The organism is Metabacillus herbersteinensis (assembly GCF_042433335.1).
Taxonomy (GTDB): domain Bacteria; phylum Bacillota; class Bacilli; order Bacillales; family Bacillaceae; genus Metabacillus; species Metabacillus herbersteinensis.
Window position 1 is genome coordinate 40875 of the sequence record NZ_JBHLVO010000014.1, and the last position, 26285, is coordinate 67159.

General features: G+C 37.5%; 18 protein-coding genes and 1 pseudogene. 9 read left to right on the forward strand and 10 right to left on the reverse strand.

What is annotated here, in order from left to right:
* Positions 1-105 precede the first annotated feature (105 nt).
* Positions 106-4272 carry a bifunctional 2',3'-cyclic-nucleotide 2'-phosphodiesterase/3'-nucleotidase gene (locus ACFFIX_RS15895; protein ID WP_512700170.1) on the forward strand — a complete coding sequence of 1389 codons (4167 nt, stop codon included), beginning with the start codon at positions 106-108 and terminating at the stop codon, positions 4270-4272.
* Positions 4273-4310: 38 nt separating this feature from the next.
* Here the strand turns inward: ACFFIX_RS15895 and treR are convergent, their stop codons facing one another.
* From treR to nagE, 5 genes are all read right to left on the reverse strand, one after another.
* Positions 4311-5027 (reverse strand): trehalose operon repressor, encoded by a 717-nt coding sequence (gene treR / locus ACFFIX_RS15900; protein WP_378935666.1) that lies wholly within the window; start codon positions 5025-5027, stop codon positions 4311-4313.
* A 21-nt stretch (positions 5028-5048) separates the two neighbouring features.
* Complete coding sequence (gene treC, locus ACFFIX_RS15905; RefSeq protein ID WP_378935668.1) at positions 5049-6743, reverse strand: alpha,alpha-phosphotrehalase; 1695 nt, start codon at positions 6741-6743, stop codon at positions 5049-5051.
* A gap of 95 nt (positions 6744-6838) precedes the next feature.
* Positions 6839-8245: a PTS system trehalose-specific EIIBC component gene (gene treP / locus ACFFIX_RS15910; RefSeq protein ID WP_378935670.1), complete on the reverse strand. Its 1407-nt coding sequence runs from the start codon at positions 8243-8245 to the stop codon at positions 6839-6841.
* Positions 8246-8995: 750 nt separating this feature from the next.
* The gene (locus ACFFIX_RS15915) at positions 8996-9367 is read right to left on the reverse strand and encodes a DnaJ family domain-containing protein (RefSeq protein WP_378935672.1); all 372 of its coding nucleotides are present in this window, start codon (positions 9365-9367) and stop codon (positions 8996-8998) included.
* Positions 9368-9492: 125 nt separating this feature from the next.
* A complete protein-coding gene (gene nagE, locus ACFFIX_RS15920) occupies positions 9493-10845 on the reverse strand; it encodes an N-acetylglucosamine-specific PTS transporter subunit IIBC (RefSeq protein ID WP_378935674.1) in 1353 nt (450 codons plus the stop codon).
* Positions 10846-11082: 237 nt separating this feature from the next.
* On the opposite strand from nagE, the gene ACFFIX_RS15925 reads away from it, so the two are divergent.
* The 4 genes from ACFFIX_RS15925 to ACFFIX_RS15940 all read left to right on the forward strand — a co-directional run bounded on the left by ACFFIX_RS15925 (position 11083) and on the right by ACFFIX_RS15940 (position 14971).
* Entirely contained in the window at positions 11083-11496 is a 414-nt protein-coding gene (locus ACFFIX_RS15925) for a hypothetical protein (RefSeq protein WP_378935676.1), read from the forward strand.
* A gap of 116 nt (positions 11497-11612) precedes the next feature.
* The gene (locus ACFFIX_RS15930) at positions 11613-12893 is read left to right on the forward strand and encodes an MDR family MFS transporter (RefSeq protein ID WP_378935678.1); all 1281 of its coding nucleotides are present in this window, start codon (positions 11613-11615) and stop codon (positions 12891-12893) included.
* 323 nt (positions 12894-13216) lie between these two features.
* The gene (gene curA / locus ACFFIX_RS15935) at positions 13217-14242 is read left to right on the forward strand and encodes an NADPH-dependent curcumin/dihydrocurcumin reductase (RefSeq protein WP_378935680.1); all 1026 of its coding nucleotides are present in this window, start codon (positions 13217-13219) and stop codon (positions 14240-14242) included.
* Between the two features lie 228 nt (positions 14243-14470).
* Positions 14471-14971 (forward strand): hypothetical protein, encoded by a 501-nt coding sequence (locus ACFFIX_RS15940; RefSeq protein ID WP_378935682.1) that lies wholly within the window; start codon positions 14471-14473, stop codon positions 14969-14971.
* Positions 14972-15072: 101 nt separating this feature from the next.
* On the opposite strand, the gene ACFFIX_RS15945 is transcribed toward ACFFIX_RS15940, so the two are convergent.
* The gene (locus ACFFIX_RS15945) at positions 15073-16974 is read right to left on the reverse strand and encodes an ABC-F family ATP-binding cassette domain-containing protein (protein ID WP_378935684.1); all 1902 of its coding nucleotides are present in this window, start codon (positions 16972-16974) and stop codon (positions 15073-15075) included.
* 151 nt (positions 16975-17125) lie between these two features.
* Between ACFFIX_RS15945 and ACFFIX_RS15950 the strand changes: the two genes are divergently transcribed.
* Positions 17126-17332, forward strand: coding sequence for a YczO family protein (locus tag ACFFIX_RS15950; RefSeq protein WP_378935686.1), 207 nt, complete (start codon positions 17126-17128; stop codon positions 17330-17332).
* A gap of 396 nt (positions 17333-17728) precedes the next feature.
* Here the strand turns inward: ACFFIX_RS15950 and ACFFIX_RS15955 are convergent.
* Positions 17729-17995, reverse strand: a pseudogene (locus ACFFIX_RS15955) (flavodoxin family protein); the annotation flags it as partial.
* Between the two features lie 105 nt (positions 17996-18100).
* Here ACFFIX_RS15955 and ACFFIX_RS15960 point away from each other — a divergent pair.
* From ACFFIX_RS15960 to ACFFIX_RS15970, 3 genes are read left to right on the forward strand one after another with little or no spacing between them, the layout of a single operon-like run.
* Positions 18101-18484, forward strand: coding sequence for a GntR family transcriptional regulator (locus ACFFIX_RS15960; RefSeq protein ID WP_378935688.1), 384 nt, complete (start codon positions 18101-18103; stop codon positions 18482-18484).
* On the forward strand, positions 18481-19383 hold the full coding sequence (locus ACFFIX_RS15965; protein ID WP_378935690.1) for an ABC transporter ATP-binding protein: 903 nt from the start codon (positions 18481-18483) through the stop codon (positions 19381-19383). Before ACFFIX_RS15960 ends, ACFFIX_RS15965 begins: the two co-directional genes overlap by 4 nt.
* Positions 19358-21319 carry a DUF6449 domain-containing protein gene (locus ACFFIX_RS15970; RefSeq protein ID WP_378935692.1) on the forward strand — a complete coding sequence of 654 codons (1962 nt, stop codon included), beginning with the start codon at positions 19358-19360 and terminating at the stop codon, positions 21317-21319. Before ACFFIX_RS15965 ends, ACFFIX_RS15970 begins: the two co-directional genes overlap by 26 nt.
* Before the next feature lie 232 nt (positions 21320-21551).
* Here the strand turns inward: ACFFIX_RS15970 and ACFFIX_RS15975 are convergent, their stop codons facing one another.
* From ACFFIX_RS15975 to ACFFIX_RS15985, 3 genes are all read right to left on the reverse strand, one after another.
* Positions 21552-22814 (reverse strand): ATP-binding protein, encoded by a 1263-nt coding sequence (locus tag ACFFIX_RS15975; protein WP_378935694.1) that lies wholly within the window; start codon positions 22812-22814, stop codon positions 21552-21554.
* Between the two features lie 321 nt (positions 22815-23135).
* The gene (locus ACFFIX_RS15980) at positions 23136-24332 is read right to left on the reverse strand and encodes a class I SAM-dependent rRNA methyltransferase (protein ID WP_378935696.1); all 1197 of its coding nucleotides are present in this window, start codon (positions 24330-24332) and stop codon (positions 23136-23138) included.
* Positions 24333-24709: 377 nt separating this feature from the next.
* Positions 24710-26164, reverse strand: coding sequence for an alanine/glycine:cation symporter family protein (locus ACFFIX_RS15985; RefSeq protein WP_378935698.1), 1455 nt, complete (start codon positions 26162-26164; stop codon positions 24710-24712).
* Between the last annotated feature and the right edge of the window lie 121 nt (positions 26165-26285).

Sequence of the window (26285 nt, forward strand, 5' to 3'; positions counted from 1 at the left end):
GAAAAAATTTACATAATTTTAACAATATCCCCTAAATCTGTCGAAGATAATTTACAAAATAGTTATACTATTAAAAAGTATCTAAAAATAGAAAGGTGGATTTTTGTGAGGAGAAAAACAACCAAAACTGTTCAAAAGGCCTTAAACATTCTTACTGCATTACTCATCTTAGTAACCTTACTTCCTATGTCATCCACAACAGCAGCTGAGCCTGCAATCATTGATCTTAAACTTCTAGAAACAACAGACCTGCACGCACACATTATGGATTACGACTACTACAGTGACGCATCTACAACAAATTATGGACTTGTCAGAACAGCAGAGCTTATAAACAAACATAGAGCAGAATCAAAGAATACTCTTCTGGTTGATAACGGTGATACGATTCAAGGGAACCCGCTTGGTGAATTTATATCCAAAAACATGGCAACTGAGCAGAGCCCAATTATTAAAGCAATGAACACACTAAATTATGATGCTGGTACCGTTGGAAATCATGAGTTTAATTATGGACTTGATTTCTTAGCTAACACAACAGCAGGTGCTAACTTTCCTTTTTTGAATGCAAACGTCCTTAATATGGATGGAAGCTATTATTTTGAGCCTTATAAGATTGTCGACAAGGTATTTATTGATAAAAATGGAAAAGAGCATACTGTAAAGGTTGGTTTCACAGGCTTTGTAACACCGCAGATCAACATCTGGGACAAAAAGCATCTCGAAGGAAAAGTTAAAACAGAAGACATCGTCGAGTCTGCTCAAAAAGTGATTCCTGAAATGAAGGAAAACGGAGCAGATCTAATTATTGTTCTTTCTCATAGTGGAATTGAAACTTCCTCACAGCCTAAGGGCGCTGAAAATATGGTTTACGACTTGGCATTGAACGTACCTAACATTGATGCAATTGTTTCGGGTCATCAGCACGGAATTTTCCCTGGTGATGCTCGCTTTAACAATGTAGATAAAATTGACAATGTTAACGGGACAATCAATGGGGTACCTGTTGTCATGGCGAAAAACTGGGGTAGTCACCTTGGTGTCATTGACATGGATTTAACAAATGAGAGTGGCGATTGGGAAGTAAAATCGTCTAAATCGACGGTAGAATCAATTAGTACAGTTACAACTAGGAACACAGTAATAGAAAATGCAATCTCTCAAACACATAATTCAACAGTAAATTACGTCAGAAAGCCAGTTGGGAAAACAGAAGCTCCAATTAATAGCTTTTTTGCGTTAGTTAAGGATGATCCATCCATACAAATTGTTACAGATGCACAGAAATGGTACGCAGAAAATGCAATGAAGGACACGGAATACAAAGATCTACCGATTCTATCAGCGGGTGCTCCCTTTAAAGCTGGCGGACGAAATGGATCGGACTACTACACGAATATTCCAAAAGGTGATCTTGCCATTAAAAATATAGGTGACCTCTACCTTTACGACAATACCGTACAAATTGTAAAGCTTACGGGATCTCAGGTAAAAGATTGGCTTGAAATGTCTGCAGGACAGTTTAATACCATGAATCCTAGCAGCTCAGAAAAACAACCAATCATTAACAGTGAATTCCCATCTTATAATTTTGATGTGATTGATGGAGTCACTTATGAAATTGATTTAACACAGCCTCCTAAGTACGACACAAAAGGTACCATTAAAAACGAAGCGGCTAGCCGAATTAAAAATCTTCAGTTTGAAGGAAAAGCGATTAACTCAAATCAAGAGTTTTTAGTTGCAACGAACAACTACAGAGCTTCTGGTGGTGGGAATTTCCCACATATGAAGCCAGAGAATATTGTTTTTATGGCTCCTGATGAAAACAGACAAGCCCTTATGCAGTATATTTTAGATAAAAAAACAATCAATCCTTCTGCAGATAATAACTGGGCATTTACTTCAATTAACGCTGACGTGAAAGCAACATTTATGACGTCTCAAAAAGCGAAGGAATTTGCTGATGACTCTGTTCAATTTAGCGAAGATGCTGCAGATGGCTACGCTGAATATCTTGTCTCATTTGGCGATGCACAGCCAGTGCAACCCTCAGACAGCTGGGAACTAACAATCATGCATACGAATGACACGCACGCCCACTTAGACGACGTTGCACGGAGAGTTACAGCAGTAAAGGATGTAAGAGCAGATGCAGAAAACAGCCTTTTACTAGATGCTGGAGATGTCTTTTCAGGAGATCTATATTTTACACGTTGGAATGGACAAGCTGATCTTGAATTCATGAACATGATGGGCTATGACGCCATGACACTAGGAAATCATGAATTTGATAAAGGCCCTTCTGTTCTGAAAGAATTCATTGAAAAGGCATCGTTCCCTATCGTAAGCTCGAATATTACCTTTAGTAAAGATAAAGATTTAAGTGGACTTGTAAAAGAACCGATGACTTTTAGTCAGGACACTACAAATCAACCTGGGATTTACCCATATATCTTAAAAGAGATTAACGGGGAAAAAGTAGCAATCTTCGGTTTAACTACTGAAGACACAGTTGAGGCATCAAGCCCTGGTAAAGATGTTGTTTTTAATAGTGCAGTGGAATCTGCACGCAAGACAGTTGATATGATTACTAAACAAGAAAATGTTAATAAAATTATTGCTTTAACACACTTAGGTTATGACCGTGATCTAGAGCTTGCAGAAGCTGTTGAAGGTATTGATATTATTGTTGGTGGTCATTCTCATACTACTGTCGACCAGCTTAAAGTAGTAGAAGCTGACCCAACACCTACAATCGTTGCACAAGCAAAAGAATATGGAGAATTCCTTGGTCGATTGGATATTGTATTTGATAAAAATGGTTTAATTATTCCTAGTCAATCTACAAGCATGCTGTTGCCAATCAATGAGGACGTTCCCGAAGACCCACAAGCAAAAATAATACTAGACGATTACAAAGCTGAAATTGAATCATTCAAAAACATCGTTGTTGGAAAAACAGAAGTGGCTTTAAATGGAGAGCGTGACGATGTTCGTACAAAAGAAACGAATTTAGGAAACTTAATTGCGGATGGTATGCTAGCTAAAGCAAAAGAAACAAAAGGAGCTACACTAGCTATAACTAATGGCGGTGGAATACGTACTTCAATTGACCAAGGTGATATCACGCTTGGTGAAGTTTTAGAAGTTATGCCTTTTGGAAACACATTGTTTGTTCTTGATCTTACCGGTGAACAGATTGTGAGAGCACTAGAAAATGGTGTGAAGGAGGTTGAGAGCGTGAAAGGTGCCTTCCCACAGGTAGCTGGTATGAAGTATAGCTTCTCTTCATCAAGGCAGCCTGGAGAACGTATTCTTAACGTAACCGTACAAAATGAGGATGGAACCTACTCACCAATTGACTCAGGCAAAACCTACCGCGTTGCAACGAACGGTTTTATGGGTAGTGGTGGCGATGGCTACGACGTCTTTACAGAGGCAAGCTATGCAGAAGATTTATACATTGTCGATTATGACGTTTTCACTGAATACTTAACAGAAAATGGTCCAGTAAACCCTAAAGTAGAGGGTAGAATTACGCACGTTTTCGAACCAACTATTACAATTGATGAAGATAATAAAGCTAATGTAACATTTGATGAGACTTTTGAAAGCTATCTTCAACATACAAATGAAGTGATTGTTGATTTATCAAAAGCAGTAGATGCTAATGAAACTGAAATTCATTTAACCAAAGAACAAATTCAACTTTTGAAAAATCACAAAAATCCGTACATCACTCTTTATAATGGTAAGGTAGGAATGAAGTTACCTCTTTCAAACCTTGAAGAGCTAGACACCGTAATTAACATGGCTAGAACTGAAGCCATTCAAGGTGCATTAACAGATGTTTATGACTTCACGATTACACAAGATGAAAAAGCGGTCACAACCTTTAAAGATCAAGTAACGCTAATGTTTGCATACGTTGCAGAAAATGAAACAACTCCATCTGTTTACTTTGTAAACCGAGAGAATGCAGAATACACAAAAGTAGAAGGCAGCTATGAAGCGAACATCGTGTATGGCTCAGTTGATCATTTTAGTGAGTATACTGTAATGGAAGATAAGGAAATTGCCGTTCCAGAAGAACAGGAAAAAGAACTGCCTGTTTCAGGTGACGGAGGAAATACATCTGGTAATAATGGACTATCGTTACCAGACACTGCTACTGGAATGTACAACCTCTTACTAATTGGTCTCCTCTTATTAATTGTTGGACTTTCAGTTTATATTTACCAACGCTTTAAAATGTATAAGCAAGCATAAAGAAAAGCGTGCTCACTTGGGCACGCTTTTCTTATAAATTAATGTCCTCTTCTAGCAAAATCAACAAAGCGAAACTTATCTAATCGATGGCGTGATTCTGTATATTGAAAAAGACTTGTGTCGTCTAAGTACACATAGTTTTTTACGACGACGATATGTTGAAAGTCTTCAAGATCTAAATATTGCTGATCTTCTTCGGTACAGTTTTCAACAACGATTTCTTTTTTTGCAAAACTAATCTTTAAGTTTAAGTCGTTTTCTAAATATTGGAAGATGGAATCCTCGCAAATTTCCTTTGTGAGTAATGGAACATGCTTTTTCAAAAGGAAATCCTTGTCTAGAATAATCTTTTCTCCTTCAATTTGCCTAGCACGAATCACTCTCCAAATCTCATCCTTGGAAGAGATATTTAGCTGCTTTTTTATAAAAGAGTCAGGTCGTACTAAGCCAAATTCATGAACAATTGTCTGTGAAGGTTGTCCCATAGTTTTAGATAATTCCTTAAAACTAACTAGACCCGATACTGGGAAACTAAATTTACGAACATCTAAAACAATCGAGCCCTTCCCTTTTACCTTTTGAATAAATCCATTTTGGGAAAGGAGATTTAATGCTTTTCGAATCGTTTCTCTGGATGTTTCATATTGTTCAGAAAGGACATTTTCCGATGGGATTTTCTCGTGAGGCTTTAACTCCCCACTTTTTATTTGTTTACATAGTTCATTATATATTGCTAAAAATTTATTAGATTTCAACTGTCATCACCATCATATATTTTACCATGTTTTGTTCAAGTGATAAACGACTGATTCATATGGACGTAATTGTGAGGACTTAAAATCTGCCTCCGAGTCACTATAGTTTGATAATATTATGCTGCTTGTGTAGCCTTCTACCTCAATACTTTCTGGCAATTGGAACTGTGTTTCTCTTCCATAAAAATTATTGACCACTAGCAATTTCTCATTGTCACCATTTCGGATGTACGCGAATAGCTCCGGGTGATCGTCGAGGATCAATTGGTAATCACCTGTTGTAATGATTTCGTATTCTTTGCGGAGTTTAATTAATTGTTGATAATGATTAAAGACAGAATCCTTTTCCGCTAGAGCTTGCTTCGCATTGATATCATTATAGTTTGATGCAACAGGTATCCAAGGTGTACCTTCTGTAAACCCAGCATGTACCGAATTATCCCATTGGACTGGTGTACGAGAATTATCACGAGATTTACTTTTTAAAATCTCAATAATTTCTTCCTCGCTTTTCCCGTTTTCTTTTAAGATAGTGTACATGTTTAATGACTCTACGTCTCGATATTGGTCAATGGACTCAAATTTAGGATTAGTCATCCCAAACTCTTCGCCTTGATAAATATAAGGAGTTCCTTGCATCATATGAACGGTTGTTGCAAGCATTTTAGCAGATTCATGGTGATATTCCTCGTCATTTCCATATCGAGAAACAATTCGCGGCTGATCGTGATTACACCAAAACAGTGCATTCCAGCCTCCACCCTTGTGCATTTCAACCTGCCACTTAGTCAAAATTTGCTTTAACGCTTGAAAGTCAAAATCAGCAAGTGCCCATTTCTCTCCATTTGGATAATCAACTTTTAAGTGATGAAAGTTGAACGTCATGCTTAACTCATTACGTTCTGGATGTGTGTATTTTATACAATGATCAATTGTTGTTGAAGACATCTCTCCAACCGTCATGATGTCATACTTTGAAAAGACTTCGTTGTTTATTTCATTCATATATTCATGGACGCGTGGTCCGTCTGTGTAAAACTTGCGTCCATCTCCTGGTGCAACAGAGCCATCATCATCAGGAAAGCGTTGATCTTTTGATATTAAATTAATAACATCTAAACGGAATCCATCGACTCCTTTTGTGAACCAATAGTGCATCATATCGTAGATTTCATTGCGTACTTGTTCATTTTCCCAGTTTAAATCAGCTTGTGTGACATCAAAAAGATGTAAATAATATTGACCTGTCTTCTCATCTAATTGCCATGCAGAACCACCAAATTTTGAATCCCAATTCGTCGGCTCAGATCCATCTTCTTTCGGGTCTTTCCAAATGTAGTAATCGCGATAAGAGTTATCCTTTGATTTCAGGGCTTCTTGAAACCATTGATGTTCTGTTGATGTATGATTCACTACAATGTCCATGATGATTTTCAGATCACGTTTGTGGGCTTCTTCTAACAGTCTGTCGAAGTCCTCCATTGTGCCATACTCTTCATGTACTTTTAGATAATTACTTATGTCATAGCCATTGTCCTTTTGTGGAGATTGATAGATCGGTGTCAACCAGATAACATCGACACCTAGATTCTTTAAATAATCTAGTTTCTCAATAATCCCTTGAATATCACCGACACCATTTCCTGTTGTATCATTAAAGCTCTTCGGATAGATTTGATAAACTGCTGACTTTTTCCACCAAGATTGTTGACTCAATTAAAAAACACCACCCATGTTAAATTTAAAAATTAGCAGCAATAGGGACTGCGCTGGCATGTCCCTATTGCTACAGGCATACTCTGCCCTTTTATTTATTGTTGTTTTTTCATTTTCGCAAACACGTATGTTAATACAAACGGAACAACGATAACGATTGCCATCCCAATGAAGAATGCTGGCCAGAACTCTGAGCTAATTGACAAGAATCCTGGTAAGCCACCAACACCAATTGAGAAGGCTTTAACACCTTGCGTCATGATGAATAATCCAGCAATCGCTGAACTAATAATTGCTGCGATAAACGGATATCTAAAGCGCAAATTAACTCCAAACATCGCTGGCTCTGTAATACCTAAGTAAGCAGAGATAGCAGATGTTAAGGAAAGGCCCTTTTGCTTTTCATCTTTTAAGATAAACATCATCGCTAGAGCTGCAGATCCTTGTGCAATGTTAGAGAGTGCAAGCATCGGCCATAAGAACGTACCCCCTGCATTTGCAAGCTGCAAATCAACTGCAAGGAATGTGTGATGCATACCTGTTACAACAAGTAATGCATACAATCCACCATATAAAAATCCACCAAGTGCAGCGAAGTTAGCAAAAAGAGTAATAACTCCGTCTGTTAAAAGATTTCCTAAGAAAAACGTGACAGGTCCAATTAAGATAAATGATGCAAAACCAGTAACTAGTAGCGTTACTGGTGGAACGATTAACAACTGAATTCCATCTGGAACACGTTTTGTTAAAAACTTTTCAATCACGGCTAGCAAATATGAAGCAACAAGGATTGGTAGTACTTGTCCTTGATACCCAATTTTCTCAATCTCAAGTCCAAATAAATTCCATACCGGCACTTCTCCCGCTGCCTGTGCAGCTCCGTATCCCCAAGCATTCAATAAATCCGGATGCACAAGCATTAAACCTAAAACAATCCCGAGGAGTGGACTTCCGCCAAAGCGATTAACCGCAGACCAACCAATCAAGCCTGGAAGGAAAACGAAGGCGGTATTGGCAATTAAGTTTATAATATTTGCTAAATCAGCCCACTGTGGATAAGCCGTAACAATTGAATCTTCCATGAAGATTCCTGGACCTGTTAAAATGTTGTTGATTCCCATTAGTAAACCAGCGGTAACAATTGCAGGTAGGATTGGAATGAAGATGTCAGCTAATGTTTTAATTGCACGTTGCAATGGATTAAGATTACTTTCTGATGCTTTTTTCACATCATCTTTCGAAGACTCACCAATTCCAGTTTGCTCGACCATTTCTTTGTAAACCTTATTAACAGTTCCTTGGCCAATAACAACTTGGAATTGTCCATTTGTTGCAAAAGATCCCTTAACAAGATCAATGCTTTCTAACTTTTCCTTGTCTACTTTGCTTTCATCATGTAGCGCAAAACGTAAACGAGTCACACAGTGTGTCGCAGCAGAGATATTTTCTTTTCCCCCAACCGCTTCCACAATCTGACGTGCAGCTTCTTTATTTGTACTCATAAATAACCCTCCCGTAATCGTTTTCATTTATAACGTAAGATTAGAATAAAGACCAGTAAGTTTACTATTTGTATAACTGGACATCTTATCCAATTAATATTTTTAAAAATACGCTTACATTCTGGACGTATTCAGAACCTGTATATACATGTTATAGATACATAGTAAACCTGTATATACAAGATGTCAACAGAAATGTTTTCGCTTACATTTTTTTCATATAACAAGATAACTGCTCAGAAAATTAAACAATACGTCTGTTTAAATACAACCATAGCTTGCCTACAGCAGGACAAGCGAAATAATCTAAGGAATAGATCTGTTACGAATTCGTGGCAGGTCTGTTTTTTTGTGGAGACTGATAAATTTGTGCTTGACTGATAAATTGGAAATTTAGACTGATAAAATGTTGTATTAGACCGATAAAATGTTCACTCGCACTGATAAATCTGCAGATTAGACAGATAAGTTGCCATTAGCAAAGTAATTAGAAAAATTCACAGTAATTTGCAAAAAGAATGGCGGGTTTTGAACGTAGCAAGCAATTGTTTATCCTCTAAGTTTTCTTGCTCAAAAGGATACCTCCTCATTTTAGGACCTCAGACTTTTTAATCAAGATCACCGAACTTTTAGGCCAATTTATAAAAGCGAATCCCTAGACAACATTTTAGGAACATTAACTCATTAAAAAAATAGACAACCCTTTTCAGAGTTGCCGTAAATTTTATATTGTTAAATTCAATGTTAGAATTATTTCAGTCGATCAAGTGCCCTTTCCTTATAAAAAGAAGATGCGGGTGAACTAAATGCTTTTCGTTTACTAAAAAATGTTTCTAGACGAAGTTGCTTTTCGCTTCTTACCTTTTTCAAGCGTTCTTTTTCCCCTTCATCATAACAAGCTTCAATTAGGTCATCAATTGTCATTAATTCTTTTTTCAATTGGACATCTTCATTTGCCATACCAGCATTTTTCAACACTTTGTATGCGATACGGAGCTCCTCTGGGATGTGAGACAAATCCTCAAGTTGGAGTGGTTTTCCTTGACCAGGCAGATTGTTCAATTCTCCATCCTCAATTGCTTTGCGAATTTTATTCTCTGAAACGATTGATACAAAATCCATAGAAACACCATCCTCTCTTATATACCTATTATATAGCCACTTCTTAGAGGGAATCGGAGTATATATAACAATTTATGGAACAAAAAAAAGAAGAGGAATAGTCTCCTACTCCTCTTCTCAACGTATTATAGTAGCCTTTTTATATCATCTGCGACAAATTCAACATTTGTTCCTACAATAACTTGAACTGCAGTGCCACCGACTTTTATTACTCCTTTGGCTCCAGCTCGTTTTAATGCTGCTTCATTAACTTGGGATGAATCTTTTAAGTTTAAGCGTAAACGAGTTGCGCAGTTGTCAACACCTGTAATATTTTCTTTTCCACCTAATGCTGAGATATAAGCTTCAGCGACTCCATCGCCTGTTGGTGCAACTTGATCTTCTAACAGTTCATCATCTTCTCGACCCGGTGTTTTAAGTTTTAAGGCTTTAATTAAGAAATAGAAGATAATGAAGTATAGAACACCATATATTAAACCCACAAGTAACAATAACAATGGCTTTTCTGCGATGTTAAAGTTTAATAGATAATCAATTCCCCCTGCAGAGAAGGTGAAGCCATCTCGGATTCCTAAGGTTGTAGTAAGCCACATTGAAAAACCAGTTAGAAATGCGTGAACCACATATAATAATGGTGACAAGAACATAAATGAAAACTCAATTGGTTCTGTGATTCCAGTTACAAATGATGTTAAAGCAAGACCTGCAAGCATCCCGGTAACTGCTTTTCTTTTTTCCGGCTTTGCAGCAGCGATCATTGCAAAAGCGGCCGCCGGTAAACCAAACATCATAACCGGGAAGAAACCAGTCATGTAAAGCCCAGCTGATGGATCTCCTGCAAAGAAACGAGCAATATCTCCAGTTTTTCCTCCAAACTCACCGAATTGGAACCAGAATAAATTATTTAATACATGGTGTAGTCCTAAAGGAATGAGTAATCGGTTAAAGAAACCGAATAGTCCTGAACCGAATGCACCTAGACCAATAATCCATTCACCCAAATTGTTAATAGCACTTTGAATTGGTGGCCAACCGAAGCCTGCTATTCCTGCAAGAATAACCATTACTACTGCTGTAATAATTGGCACGAAGCGACGACCACTGAAAAACCCAAGCCATTCTGGTAATTTTATATTATGGAATCGATTATAAAGCAATCCTGCAATAATACCTGCAATAATTCCACCGAGAGCACCCATATTAATATCTGCATTGATCGCTTTGGCACCCTCTGTTAATACAAAGTACCCAATCGCACCTGATAACGCTGCAGCTCCATTGTTATCCTTCGCAAATCCCATTGCTACACCGATTGCGAAAATGATCGCAAGGTTTGCGAATACTGCATTACCCGCAGCAGCTATAAAAGGAATATCTAATAAGTCCGGCTGACCAAAACGAAGCAATAAACCTGCAGCAGGTAGTACGGCAATTGGAAGCATTAATGCTTTTCCAATTCGTTGTAAAAATGCTAGCATACAAAATCCCCCATTTCTATTTTATCAATTTTAATATATGAGTAACCGCTTTCATATATACTAAAATAGCACAAATTGGTCTAGTTGTATAGTTATCTATAGTTTCTTTTTTATCTTTAGTTTATAAGTCCTTGATTATAAAACATAAGACAGGAACGTACATTCTTTTTTTGGAGTTCTATTTATCTACCCCGCTCCATAAAATTTATTGATGATAATGCGAAATGGGGAGATTAAATGGTAAACAGGGAATCTAATTTGAATGAGTTTTCTGAAAGAACAATAGCTCGCTATCACCAAGTTAATAAACTTGTTAAGGAGCTTGAAAATGAGTTAAATGAATTAAAGAATAGTATCCATGCTCATTTTGATTTAGTGTGTGGAAAAAATGAAAAAGGTGAATTACAACTAGGACAATTTAAGATTCAAAGACAAATTCGTCGATCCGAATCCTATCATGACGAGAAAATGATTCCTAAACTCGAAGAATTAAACTTAACTGATTGTATTGAATTAGTGAAAAAACCTGATAAGCAAAAGATAGAGGCAGCCGTTACCCTTGGATTGCTCAAAAATGAAGATATTGAAGAATGTATTGTTAAGAGGATTTCACAAGCAATTATTGTAAAAGAAACATCAAATAAGTCATGACATCCCCTCTTTAACGGCGACGTTATTATGGAAATCTATTGAACTATCATTCTTGTATTTCTCTTTTTCCAATTGTATGATGGATACGGTAGAATACTTGAATTGGGGTAGACAACATGAGGATACGGGATTGGGATCATAATTTAAAAATTCGCTTATTTGGCGAAGCAATGATGAATATTACTTTTTGGATGTTTTTTCCGTTTTTAACGATATATTTTGCAGATGCCTTTGGAAAGGGAAAAGCTGGCTTGCTACTCGTTTTTTCCCAAGTTTTTTCTGTATTAGCAAACTTAATGGGTGGATATTGTGCGGACCGTTTTGGAAGAAAAAAGATGATGGTCTTGTCATCACTAGGACAAGGTCTTGCTTTTATCGTTTTTGCATTTTCTGATTCGCAGTGGATGCAATTACCTGTCCTTGGCTTTATCTGCTTTACTTTAGCAGGTGTTTTCGGGTCCTTTTATTGGCCGGCGAGTCAAGCGATGGTAGCAGATGTTGTTGATGAAAAAGACAGAAGTAGTGTATTTGCTGTTTTTTATACCTCAATAAACATTGCAGTCGTATTCGGACCAATACTTGGGGCTATTTTTTATGTTCATTATCGTTTTCAATTGCTACTTGTTGCTGGACTTATATGTATGGTATTAGCGCTTATTTTAGCAGTGTGGACACGCGAAACCGCTCCTGTTTTTAAGGCAATGGAGACAAACGGTACAGAAAAGTGGTACGACTTCTTAATTACCCAGGTTCGAGAATACCGAATTATCTTTAAGGACTTAACCTTTTTACTGTATATCATAGCTGGAGTACTCGCAGCTCAAACCTTCATGCAGCTAGATATGCTTTTTCCAGTTTATATTACTGAAGTCATTCATAACCAAACTGTGCTTGCATTGGGAGATTGGTCGTTTTCTGTTTCTGGAGAGCAGGCATTTGGACTAATACTTTCTGAAAATGGTTTACTTGTTGCACTGTTTACAATTGTTGTGACAAAATGGATGACAACGTATAAAGAACGAAATGTATTTGTTCTATCTTCTGGATTATATGCAATTGCAATCGTACTATTTGGTCTAACAGGTTCGATTTGGGGATTGATTTTTGCAATGGCGTTGTTCACTTTTGCTGAATTAATGACTGCCGGAATTTCTCAAAACTTTGTTTCAAAAATTGCACCTGAACACATGCGTGGTCAATACTTTGCAGCAGCAAGTCTTCGCTTCACTATTGGTCGGACGATTGCACCGTTTGCGATTCCTATGTCTTTATGGTTCGGGTATACTTGGACGTTTATCATATTAGGGCTATTAGCTGTTTTGAGTGCTGTGCTTTATTATGTCATGTTTCAGATGTACGAGAAGAAGCAAGTTGTTCAGGGAGCTCAAGTTGGCTAACGTAACTAGATAAAATAATAGAGAGAGCTGATTTCACGATGTCGGCTCTCTCTTTTTCGTTAAACAAACGTTTAATTAAATAAGATATATTAAATATTTTCAGTGAAACACTTTTATGGGACTCTTAATTTCCTGGCCATTTCTTCACCTACAGCTGTTCACGATAAAAAGGCACTTTAGAGACGTGGTCTTCTTAGAATAGTTATCTATCTTTAATTCTCTTCAATCTTTGACCATCACTAAGTGACGTGTTACGTTTAATAGAGTACGATTTACCACCAATATTTAACAGAATCTCATTTTAATTTTAAGGAGGATTTTTCATGAAAAAAGAGACAAACAAACAAATTTCACTTGCAAAAAGACCACAAGGACTACCAAATTTAGAGGACTTTAACTTTAAAGAAGGAGTGTTTCCGACACCAGTTTCTGGTGAAGTAGTAGTTAAAACGTTGTATTTGTCAGTGGATCCTTATATGCGTGGCCGTATGCAGGACGCAAAATCATACGTTGCTCCTTATCAATTAAATGAAGTGATTACTGGTGGTGTCATTGGTGAAGTTGTTGAATCTCGTTCAACTGAATTTCAAGAAGGAGATGTTGTCATCGGCATGTTAGGATGGCAAGAATACTCTGTCGCATCTGCAGCAGAGCTTCGAAGAATTGACCCTAATTTAGCTCCAATCAGCACTCACCTTGGTGTACTCGGCATGCCTGGATTAACAGCTTACCTTGGCCTACTTGAAATCGGTAAACCAAAAGAAGGTGAAACTGTCGTCGTATCGGGCGCTGCAGGTGCAGTTGGCTCAATTGTAGGTCAAATAGCAAAACTCCACGGAGCACGTGTCGTAGGAATTGCAGGAACTGAAGAAAAAATTGATTACTTACTAAATGAGCTTGGGTTCGATGCAGCAGTTAATTATAAAACAACAACTAATTTACGCCACGATCTTAAGGATGCATGTCCAAATGGTGTAGATGTTTATTTTGATAATGTAGGTGGAGAAGTTTCGGATGCAGTTTATCCACTTCTTAATACATTTGCACGAATTCCACAATGTGGCGCAATTTCCTCTTATAACAAAGAAGGCAAAGATGTTGGTCCACGTATACAATCATACTTAATTAAATCAAGCGCTCTCGTACAAGGATTTGTTGTTTCGAATTATGCAAGTCAATTTGGTGAAGCGGCTAGACAATTAGGGAAATGGTTAGCTGAAGGCAACTTGAAGTATGAAGAAACGATTGTAGAAGGCTTTGAAAACATTCCGAATGCCTTTTTAGGATTATTTGAGGGTAGTAATCTTGGGAAAATGCTTGTGAAGGTAGCTGAACCTAGCCACTCTTAGGTTTTAATAGAATGATAAAAAAGATAGGTATCCTGTGTTTCTAAGGATACTTTTTTGTCTGGTCGATAAGTGTTCAGGGGATTCTATATCTCTCGGACACTTTTTTTGTGTATTTATTTCCAAATTTATATTTCTCCTTAGAACTCGTTATAATCGCTTAAAATCGGGGTACAAGGTAAAAGGTAACAAGAAATTAGTCAGTATACCGATCTTAGGAGGGTTATAAACTTGTTTGGATTTGATGACTTTTTAAAGTTTATACAGGCTTTCTTTATCATCTTTCCAGCGGTTACATTACTTCACGTGTTAGGTCACATCTTTTTTGCTAAGATCTTTGGTGGAAAAGAAATCAAGGTTGTCATCGGCTGTGGAAAAAGGCTTTTTTCAATCGGATTTGTTGAAATTAGAAAGTATTATTTTTGGTATGGTGGGTGTGAATACAATCACTTAACCTTTGATAACAGATTAAGCCACTCACTTATTTTTCTCGGAGGCTCTCTTTTTAATTTAGTGAGCATCTTCATTGTTAATCAGCTAATTTGGCAGCAAATCCTTGAACCTTCTATCTTTTGGCATCAGTTTATTTACTTTTCTTTTTATTTTATCTTCTTTGCCCTGCTTCCGATGGAGTACGAAAACGGATCGCCAAGCGATGGCAAAGCCCTTTATCGGTTGATTCGTAATAAGGATGTTGACAAGTCCTCCTCCGATTGTCAAGGAAGGAGATAAGTAAAGACTTGCCAATTATAAGTTCATCTCACCACTGTTTGTAGTAATTTCGATAAGGAAAAAGCCCAAGCCCCCATATACGCGGCTTGGACTTCACAGAGCTATTTTCCTTCTTCAATCTCTTCCACCAAAATTGAGAGTTCAGTCCAGCGGTCCATTGTTTTTTCTAACTCTATGTCGACCTGCTGTTGCTCCTTGAAGAATTCTTGCACTTTGCCTAGGTCACTTCCAGCTCCTGCGATTTCGTTTTCAAGTTGCTCTTTTCTTTCCTCGAGTTGTGTAATTTTATCCTCGATGGAATCCCATTCTTGTTGCTCTTTGTAAGAAAGTTTTTTGCGCGATTCTTTTTTTACTATCGTCTTCTCTGCGACTGCAGACTTCTCTTGTTCTTTATGTGCTAGTTCTTTTCTTTTTGCTTCTTCCATATGGTCTGTATAACTGCCCTGGAAACGATAGATCTGACCATTTCCTTCAAAAACGAGTAGCTGTTCGATCACGCGGTCTAAAAAATAACGATCATGTGAAACCGTAATGACGACGCCAGGAAATTGATCTAAGTAATCCTCCAAAATACCAAGAGTTTGAGTATCTAGATCATTGGTCGGCTCATCTAAAAACAGTACGTTTGGTTCTCCCATCAAAACTCGTAACAGATACAAACGTCTCCGCTCGCCACCTGAGAGCTTTCGGATGTATGTCCATTGCATCGAACGTGGAAATAAAAACCTCTCTAGCATTTGTTCGGCTGTGATGACTTCATCATTAACTGTATGAACAATTTCCGCTACCTCTTTAATGTACTCAATTACACGAAGATTTTCGTCCATCTCATCCTGCTCTTGTGTGTAGAAACCAATCTTCACTGTTGTCCCAACTTCAATTATTCCCGCATCTGGCTTTACTCTACCTGCGATAATATTTAACAACGTTGATTTCCCACTACCATTTGGTCCAATAATCCCAAGGCGTTCCCCTGGCACGACTAAGTAATCAAGATGATCAATGAGCTTTTTTTCACCAAAAGACTTAGTAATTCCCTCAAGTTCGATTACTTTCTTCCCTAGACGTGTTGAGCCTATAGCAAAGTCTAGATCACCTTTAGCTGCAGGACCCTTTTGCTCTTGTAGATCTTCTACTCGTCCTATATGTGCTTTTTGTTTTGTAGCTCTAGCTTTTGCTCCACGGCGAAGCCAAGCTAGCTCTCGACGTAATAAGTTTTGTCTTTTCGTTTCTGATTGTTCAGCTTGTAGCTCGCGTTCTGCCTTTTTTTCGAGAAATATTTCATAATTTCCTTCATACGTATAAATCTGACCTTGATCAAGCTCGTATATTCGATTTGTCATTCGATTTAAGAAATACCGATCATGTGTGACGACCATGATTGACCCTCTATATTGAGACAAATAGCTTTCAAGCCATTCAATCGTTTCATTGTCTAAATGGTTTGTTGGCTCATCTAAAATCAATAAGTCTGCTGGCTGGATTAATGCTTTTGCGATCGCGACACGTTTTTTTTGCCCACCTGACAAATGCTTAACTGCTTTCGTAAAATCAGTTATACCTAAGCGAGTGAGGATTGTTTTTGCAACCGTATTAGCTTCCCATGCGTCATTTTCATCCATCTTTTGCTGCACACGAATTAAGTTGGTTTGTTTCTGCTCGTTCATTGGATCTAGCTCAAGTTCTTGCAGTGTAACTTCATACTCCCTCATCAACTTCATGATTACGGAGTCTCCATAATAGATCTGATCTAAAACAGTCAAGTCTTCATCAAGGTGAGGCTGCTGTGGTAGAAACTCGACTTGTAGGTGATTAGCATGACTAATTTCACCTTCTTCAACACTCTCCATCCCTGCTAGCACCTTAAGTAACGTTGACTTCCCGGTTCCATTTACACCAATTAACCCAATTCGTTGTTTCTCCGCAATGCTAAATGAAATATGATCAAAAAGAACCTTTTCACCATATGTTTTATATAAATTTTCTACTGAAATAATACTCATACCATTTATCAATCCTTATAACTTTTATTGTTAGGTCTTATTTTATAGCAAAAGAGAGTGTAGAGCTAATTAAACCTTCAAGATGTGATAAGTTTCATCCAATGTCCTTTAAGGTATAGATAAGAAACTAGGGTAAATGAGGTGAGATCGTATGACTGAAGAAAAAAACAATACTAAAAAAGAAAAAAGAGACCATCCCGAACAATACCCAACAGACAAGGTGAGCTTATTTGATCGCTTTGAAGATGAACAAAATGTCGATCCGATTCCAATGGAAGATTTGAAGATTGAAAAGCGTGATGAGAAAAAAAACCATAAAACGAAGGATGATTCGTCTAGTGAGAGGAAGTATGATTGACGATTTTAATTGAATGAATTGTTTGGCTCCTTATATAAAGGAGCTTTTTTCTATTTAATGATCATTTTTTCACTTCAATTTTGATTTTTTTATGATTATGTATCGTTATATAGGATTTCCGTCTAAAATTCATAGATTATTTGCCGGGAAGAAGCTTTATCTTCGAAAATAGTAATTGTATCTCCGAAAAGTAGGGTTTTTATCTTCGAAAAGTAGGGGTTTATTTTCGGAATTTTCATTTTATTGACGTTTCGACGAATTTCCACCTTGTTCGACAGTTCGTTCAACGCATTCTAAAACTTCTATTGGTAAACGATAAAAAAACTGGTGTTCCGCTCAGGCCGGACACCAGTTACTTCGTATGGAACACACATTTTGCATCACTCTGAGTTTCCCTCAGGCAGGAATCGGGTGTTTCTTCAGCATCCGTGCAAAGTGCAGCAGATTATAGCTCATCACATTTACATTTTTATTCGTAAAATCGCTATCTTGTCCTGCTTCGATGTAAGAAGGACCTGGTCCCGCTTCCCCTACCCAATATGCATCGACATTTGGTGGGACGGTAAACCCGATGTGCTGTAAACTATATAGAATCGAGCGTGCGGATTCTTTTCCTCCATCTTCATTACCTGTGACGACAACTCCACGTTCTTTCCGATAAAAATATATCTTTACAATTTTTAGGTATAAAAGTAAAATAACAACTGTATTAATCTTATTAATACAGTTAACACAGTATAAACAATTCCACATGTAAGGGGGGCAGCCATGTTTCAATTAGATGTTAGAAGTCGCAAGCCAATTTACGAGCAGCTAGTAGACAAAATTAAAGAAGCCATTATTCATAAAATATTAAAGCCTGATGAACAGCTTCCATCTGTGCGAATGCTATCGAGCGAGTTAACGGTAAATCCCAATACGATTCAAAGGGCCTATCGAGAGCTTGAACAACAAGGCTACCTCTACTCCATAAAGGGAAAAGGAAACTTCGTTGCACAGATTGAGCAAATGCCCGCTAATTTAGCATTTGATGAGTTGAAGACTGATTTGCAGAAATTAATTGCAGAAGCTATTTATCTTGGCTTAACAAAAGAAGATTTACTTCATATCTATCAGGAAGCGATGATACAAACAAGGGGTGAAAAAAATTGATTACTGTAAAAAACCTATCTAAAACGTACCAAAAAGAACATGCAGTCGAAAATCTTTCTCTTTCAGTGAAAAAGGGCTCCATTTATGGATTGCTTGGGTCAAACGGAGCTGGGAAAACATCACTTTTAAAAATGATTGCTGGAATTCTCCGTCCAAATTCAGGGGATATCTTGATTGATAGTGCTGTGGCTTACGAAAATATAGAGGTAAAAAAACGTGTAGTCTTTATTCCAGATGCACTCTACTTTTATCCCCAAGCAACGGTAAAACAAATGGCTCAATATTATAAGCACTTTTATCCTAATTGGAATCAAGCACGCTTTCAGCAACTGGAAGAGGTGTTTAACATCGAGCCAAATCGTAAAGTGCATCGCTTATCAAAAGGGATGAAAAGGCAAGTAGCTTTCTGGCTTGCACTATCCGCGATGCCCGATATTCTTATCTTGGATGAACCGATTGATGGCTTGGATCCTGTGATGAGACAAAAAATAAAGAATCTCCTTTTTCAAGAAGTTGCAGAACGCGAATTGACCGTTTTAATTTCTTCTCATAATCTGCGAGAAATTGAGGATTTATGTGATCATGTTGGCATCATGCATAATGGGAAATTGCTTATTGAAAAAGACTTGGATGACTTAAAATCGGATACCCATAAAGTTCAGCTAGCTTTGGCAGACCCAACCCATGAAGAGCATTTATTAAATAAACTTACGATTCTACATAAGGAAAAACGAGGTAGTATTACGTTACTAATTGTCCGGGGTAGTGAAGGTGAAATTGAAAAGGCTGTCGCTACTACGAAACTACTAATCTTTGACCTTTTACCACTTACATTAGAAGAAATTTTCATTTACGAAATGGGAGGTGTTGGCTATGAAATCGAAAATATCCTTCTTTAATTTGGGGTTAGTTCAACAAATTTTTAGGCAGCATGGCTGGATTGGTTCATTATATTTAGTTGTCCTCATGTTCGCTTTGCCCTTACAACTTTTAATCATCTCATCGAAGAAAAACGAATATCTTCTTACCGAAATCAGTAACCTTTTATCATTCAGTATTAATGTTCAAGCGATGTTTTTGTTCACGTTGCCCGTTTTAGCAGGAGTTTTCCTGTTTCGTTATTTGCAGGTTGAGCTTTCAGTTGATATGATTCACAGTTTACCAATTAAAAGAGAGACTCTTTATGTGCATCACTTGTTAAGTGGACTCGTCATGCTAATTGTCCCAATTTGGCTAACAGCTTTCGTTACACATCTCGTGATACAAACGAACGGGCTAGTTCCCCACTTTTCATTAGCAGATCTTTATAACTGGGGATTAATCATGACGTTATTTACTGCCTTTTTCTTTTCGTTTACGGTAGTTGTTGGTATGGCGACTGGAATGTCCATTGTTCAAGGAATTTTCACTTACGTCTTACTTCTTTTACCTTTTGGATTATACGAGTTACTAAACATCCACCTTAGGAAATTTTTGTTTGGTTTTTCAATCAATTACTTTAGTACGAGCACTGTAGAAGATTTAACACCATTTACCCGTTTCCCTACTATAGGCACAGAGTTTCTCTCTTTCTGGGAAACAATTATTTATCTCGTTCTTATATTCGTATTACTTTTCATTGGCTTTCTTTTTTATAAGCGACGAAGTTTAGAAATGGCTACTGAAGCACTTGCATTTCCATTTCTACGCCCACTCTTTCAATATGGATTAACATTTTCTGCGATGTTACTAGCTGGAGCTTACTTTGACAATGAACCAACTGAACAAGTAGGCTGGCTTATTTTCGGATATAGTAGTGGGGCAATCATTGGTTACTTTATATCAGAAATGGTAATGAAAAAATCATGGAGAGTATTCCATCCTAAGGCTTTTATTGGCTTAACAAGCTACACAGCTGTCATTCTTGTTCTTTTCACAATCATTCAGCTTGATGTATTTGGATATGAAACGAAGCTCCCGAAAGTGGCACATATTGAAGGTGTTTATTTTGGAAAAGGCTATGAAATGCTAAATAACCGGGTTGAGAATCAGGGAAAGTATTCGGAAGATAAATTATATATACAAGATGTACATGATCTGCATGAAAACATAGTGAAGGAGAAGGTTCTTCTTGAATCTATTTCAAAAATGGACACTGAGCCGCTTTCCTTTAGCTATATCATGAACAATGGTACAAAAGTTGTCCGAGAGTATCAAGTACCAACTAAGGTACTTGAGGCGTCACTAAAACCCGTAATGGAGTCTGAGCATTATAAGAAAAAGCATTTGCAAATTGTTAAGGAAAAAACGGAAAGTATTACCATCCATCCTACCGGCTTACAATCAGGGACAATATCAATTTTCGATCCAGCTGAAATAAATGAGTTAAGAACGATTTTACAAAAAGAGTTGTACTCGCAATCGTATGAAGAAATGGTCGACACACGAAGTCCCTGGGCACAGCTAGAGTTTTTTTATAGTTCACCAGATCAACACTTAAACAGTATGAGTTATGATTGGAAAAAAACGTACGAAGAGCTTGAAGCATGGTTAGATCGAAAAGGCTACCTTGAAAAAGCTCGTTTGTTCCCTGAACAACTGCAGTATGTTGAGGTAGCGAAAGCCGAGAATCTGTCGGATGATCGTTATCCAGACCCTGAACAACGCTTCAAATCAAGACCAAATCAAGTGAAGATTGAAGACAAGGAACAGATTACTATAGCACTTACACAATTTAGTGAATATAGCACATATGCAAGTTACTACGTTAAAATGAAAACAAAAGCCGGCAATGATATTTATGGCGTTTATACCGATGAAACAGTGCCAGCAGAGATTGCAAGTATGCTCAAATAAAAAAAGCGCAAGCGCCTTGTTCAGCCTCAGGCATGCATAAGGCGATTCTAAATAGAAGGCGTTCTTTGCCTTCAATTTAGAATTGACTTATGACCTCGAGGGGCTCGGCGCTGGAGCTGGATTCAGAAACGCATTCCATGTAAAAAATTTATACTTTCTTATCTAATAAAAAAATGGAGACTCCTTGGTGGGGTCTCCATTTTCATTATTAGTGAGTTTTGCAATAAAAAATTCACCCTAATTTTCTAACCTTAAAAACAGGAAGTGAAAGCCTTACCTCGGTCCCTATCCCAGGCTTACTTTTATAGAGAACCTTTCCATTCATCGTTTCAATAATTCGCAGCGACACACTAGTTCCGATTCCTGTTCCTTTATCTTTTGTTGAATAAAATAACGTACCAATTCTTGACAGCTGGTCCGTCGTCATCCCTTTTCCTGTATCAGTGATATAGATAAACGCTTGGTTTTCTAAAAATTTCGAATGTACGGTCACACTTCCTCCAGAAGGAGTGGCCTCAATCGCATTTTTTATAATATTTACAAGAGCTTGTTTCAGCTGATTTTTATCTGTTTTAAGGTACATACTGTTTTCTAATTCAGTGTCTAAATTGACCCCCTGCTTTAAAGCAAGTGGATTTAGGAGGAGAATGATATCAGACAGGGCATCAGCTAGTCTAAATTCTTCAATCTTTGTAAACTGGGGCTTGGCAAAGTTTAAATAATCACTAATTATGTGTTCTGCTCTGCCAAGTTCGCTGAGCACAAGAGTAAGGTATTCAACATTTTTCCCTTTCTCCTGCTGCTGCATGAGCTGAAGAAAGCCTTTTACAACTGTAAGCGGATTACGAACTTCATGAGCAAGAGATGCCGCTAATTCACCCAGGGTATTTACCTTTTCAGCCCGTTGAATTTCCTGCTTCATTAACCTTTTTTCAATAATTGCTTCATGTAGCATCGCTGCAAATCCAATTCCTACTACATGAAGAGATCCGAATACGAAGACATAAAATAAGATCTCGGTACTATTTTCTGACGATGAATTATGAATCAACATAAATGATATTAATATAAATAGTTGCACTAACGCTGGCCAAAATCCTATTAATACCGCGATCCTAATCCTTATCTTGGCGCTAAAACTCCAGAATTTTTTTTGAAAAAGAAATGGAATAATTGCTGCAAGAATTGCACTCGCATAACCAAAAAACAATGCATCTCCACCGATATAGGTTCTGGTTGCAACAATAACTGCAAAAACAATTAGTCCAGCCCTAGGACCTCCATAGAGAATCGACATAACGAGAGGAACATAACGAAAGTCCCAATAAAGCCCATAACTAAAATAAGGAAAAATCATACAAAGAAAAGCTGCAAACCCTTGTAAAATGCCAATTAAATACGGTGATTTGCCAATTCGCCTATCAACTAGAACTGTATAAATGAGGACAGGTACAAGTATAATTAGGACATGCAAAAGAAGTTTTTCTGCCAACATCAGACTATCCCCAATACATATGTGTATAACAAAAGCGCAAGCGCCTTGGTCAGCCTCAGCCATGCATAAGGCGATTCTAAATAGAAGGCGGTCTTTGCATTCAATTTAGAATTGACTTATGACCTCGAGGCAGTCAAGAACGCGACGTCAATCGCCATGACTGCACTTGCACGTCCTGTGCGTCGGTACTAGGCGCTTTAGCTGGATGTCGAAACGCACAATTTTTACTTAACGTTTATACTTTTCTGTTTCTATTAGGAATAATACGACAGAAAACGACCTTTTCCTTCATACTTTACCTCTATTTTAATAATAAATTTATTATTTTAGTTTCTTTACAAACAAAACCTTTAAATAATCGCCTTCTTTGTATTCAGGGATTGTCTTAAAGTCATCCGGTAGAGAAAATTCTTCTACTATTTTATAGCTGCAATTACTTTCTTTAAATGCTGTTTCGACAAAGGACTTGAATTTTTTCATTGAAAAGGTGCTGCAGTTCGTAGAGGCGACGATTAGTCCATTGTCCTCTGTGATTACGATTGTATCCTTTAGTAGATTTGTGTAGTCTTTAGCCGCGCTAAAGGTGAACTTCTTCGACCTAGCGAAACTCGGTGGATCAAGAATGACCATATCGAACTTCAATTTTTTTCGACCTGCATATTTAAAATAATTAAAAACATCTTCAACGATAATATCCTGTGCCTGATGATCAATGTCATTAACAGAAAACTGCTCAATAGTTTTACTCAAGCTCCGTTTCGCTAGGTCTACACTCGTCGTTTTCAACGCTCCACCTAGAGCAGCAAATACTGAAAAAGCACCTGTATAAGAAAACATATTTAACACGGTTTTTCCGTTCGCATAGTGATCTCTAATCGTACGCCTTACCTCACGTTGATCGAGAAAAACACCCACCATCGCTCCGTCATCTAGGTAGACAGAAAAGTTAACCCCGTTTTCTTTAACGATGATTGGAAAGTCTCCTCTTTCACCGCATACAAAATCATCTTCTTCGATATATTGTCCTGTTGTATCAAATCGTTTTTTCTGATAGATTGCTTTGAACTTAACGAGTTTTTCAAGGGCATCAATGATCTGTTTTTTGAATGTATAAATTCCTTCGCTGTACCAATTGATTAAATAGTAACCATTAAAATAATCAATCGTGAAGCCACCAATCCCATCGCCTTCCCCATTAAACACTCTATATGCCGTGGTGTCTGAGCTCTTAAATAGCTTTTCTCTTAATTGCAATGCATCTGCTAGCTTTTTTGCAAAAAATTCACTGTTGATTTGTTCGTTTTCATTTCGGCTAAGAATCCAACCATAGCCTTTGTTTTGTTTACCAAAGTACCCACGTGCAATAAAAGTATGTTTATCATCTACAAGATTAAAGAGCATACCTTCTTCTCGTAGATCATTACTATTAATTATTGATTCTTTTGAAATAAGTGGATAGCCACTTTTGTATGTTTTTATGAAATTAGTCTTTATCTTTATGGTTTGTTCAGGTTTCATTTTTTCATCCTATCCTCTTACGATTTCTTAACCATTTTAGTCACAAATTAAATAATTTACTCCACTTTATGGGCTGCGGGGTATCAATACATGACAGTATAACAGATTGCTTGGCAACAATCGCTGTTTATAGGTGGTTTTTAGGGTGACGTACTCCCGGACTTTGGATTTTTTCCTGTGGTTATAGGTTTTATCTTCGAAAATAGCAGTTTTATCTTCGGAATTTTCATTTTATCGACGTTTCGACAAATCACGACCTTCTTCGACAGTACGATCATTGGGCAAGCAATGGCGCGAGAACCTCATCTCCGCATGCCCATCTGGGGGATAAAAAAAAGAAAGAAGCCCAATGCTTCCTTCCCTAACAGTATCACTAGTTATGACGCCTGATCTTGATCCTTTTTGTATTCCTTCACCCAATAATCGGCATTCTTAATTCCGAGAGCTTCAGGATCGAACACTGGATCAAGTCCTTGCTTTTTCTGATTTTCGTAATCTTTGAGAGTTTTGAGTGCTGGCTTAGCGAGCATCAGGATGGCAATTAAATTGAGCCAAACCATTAACCCTAATCCAACGTCTCCTAGCGCCCATGCAAGACCTGCAGTTTTAACAGCTCCGTAGTAAGTAGTTCCTAACAAAACTAGCTTTAAAATAAACATTGGCCATTTACTAGATCTTCCTTTTGTTAAATAGGCAATATTCGTTTCTGCGATATAGTAGTAAGCCATAATTGTTGTAAAGGCAAAGAAGAATAATGAAACGGCAACAAAACCTGCACCAAAGCCAGGAAGAACCGACTCAATTGCAGCTTGAGTGTAACCCGGACCTGCTTCAACTCCCGGTAAACCACTGATGATAAATGAACCGTCTGCTCTTTCAGTGTTATACATTCCTGTGAATAGAATCATGAATGCTGTAGCTGAGCATACAAACAATGTGTCAATGTACACAGAGAAAGCTTGAACCAAACCTTGTTTAGCAGGGTGAGAAACTTCTGCTGCTGCTGCTGCATGGGGACCTGTACCTTGACCTGCTTCATTTGAGTATATTCCGCGTTTTACTCCCCATGAAATTGCCAAACCAACGATACCACCAAAAGCAGAGTCCAAAGCAAATGCACTTCTGAAGATTAGCCCTAAAACCGCTGGTAACTCCGAAATATTTGCAATCACAATGATTAAAGAAACAAGAATATAACCAATTGCCATAAATGGTACTACGTATTGAGCAACTGTGGCAATACGTTTAACGCCACCAAAAATAATAACTGCTAATAATATTACGAGAATGATACCAGTAATCGTTGTGCTCATTCCAAAAGCGTTATCTAATCCAGCGGCAATCGAGTTAGATTGAATACCTGGCATTAGTACACTCATTGCTAATAGTGCTGAGACAGCAAAAAGAATTGCAAACCATTTTATACCTATTCCTTTTTCAATGTAGTATGCAGGACCCCCGCGATACTGGCCGTCTTGCTTTTCTTTATAAATTTGCGCTAATGTTGATTCTATAAACGCACTCGATGCACCGATAAACGCAATTGCCCACATCCAAAAGACAGCACCAGGACCACCAAATGCAATTGCAGTAGCTGTACCTGCAATATTCCCAGTTCCAACCCTACCTGATAAGGCGATTGCTAAAGCTTGAAAGGATGATACTCCTGCTTTTGAGCTTTTACCTTCAAACATTAATCGAACCATTTCTTTAATATGACGTACCTGTAAAAAACGAGTTAAAATAGAAAAAAGTAGACCAACACCCAGACAAATATAAATGACTGGCGTACTCCATAAAATACTGTTCAAGCTACTTACGAATTGCTCCAATAGAATTCCTCCTTGCTTGAAATTTCAGAATTTTCTTTCTGTTGAAAATTATAAATTAGGTGTCCAATAAATACAATCTTTTTTCTTATATTAAAAATAATAAACAGGCATTTTTCTGCAA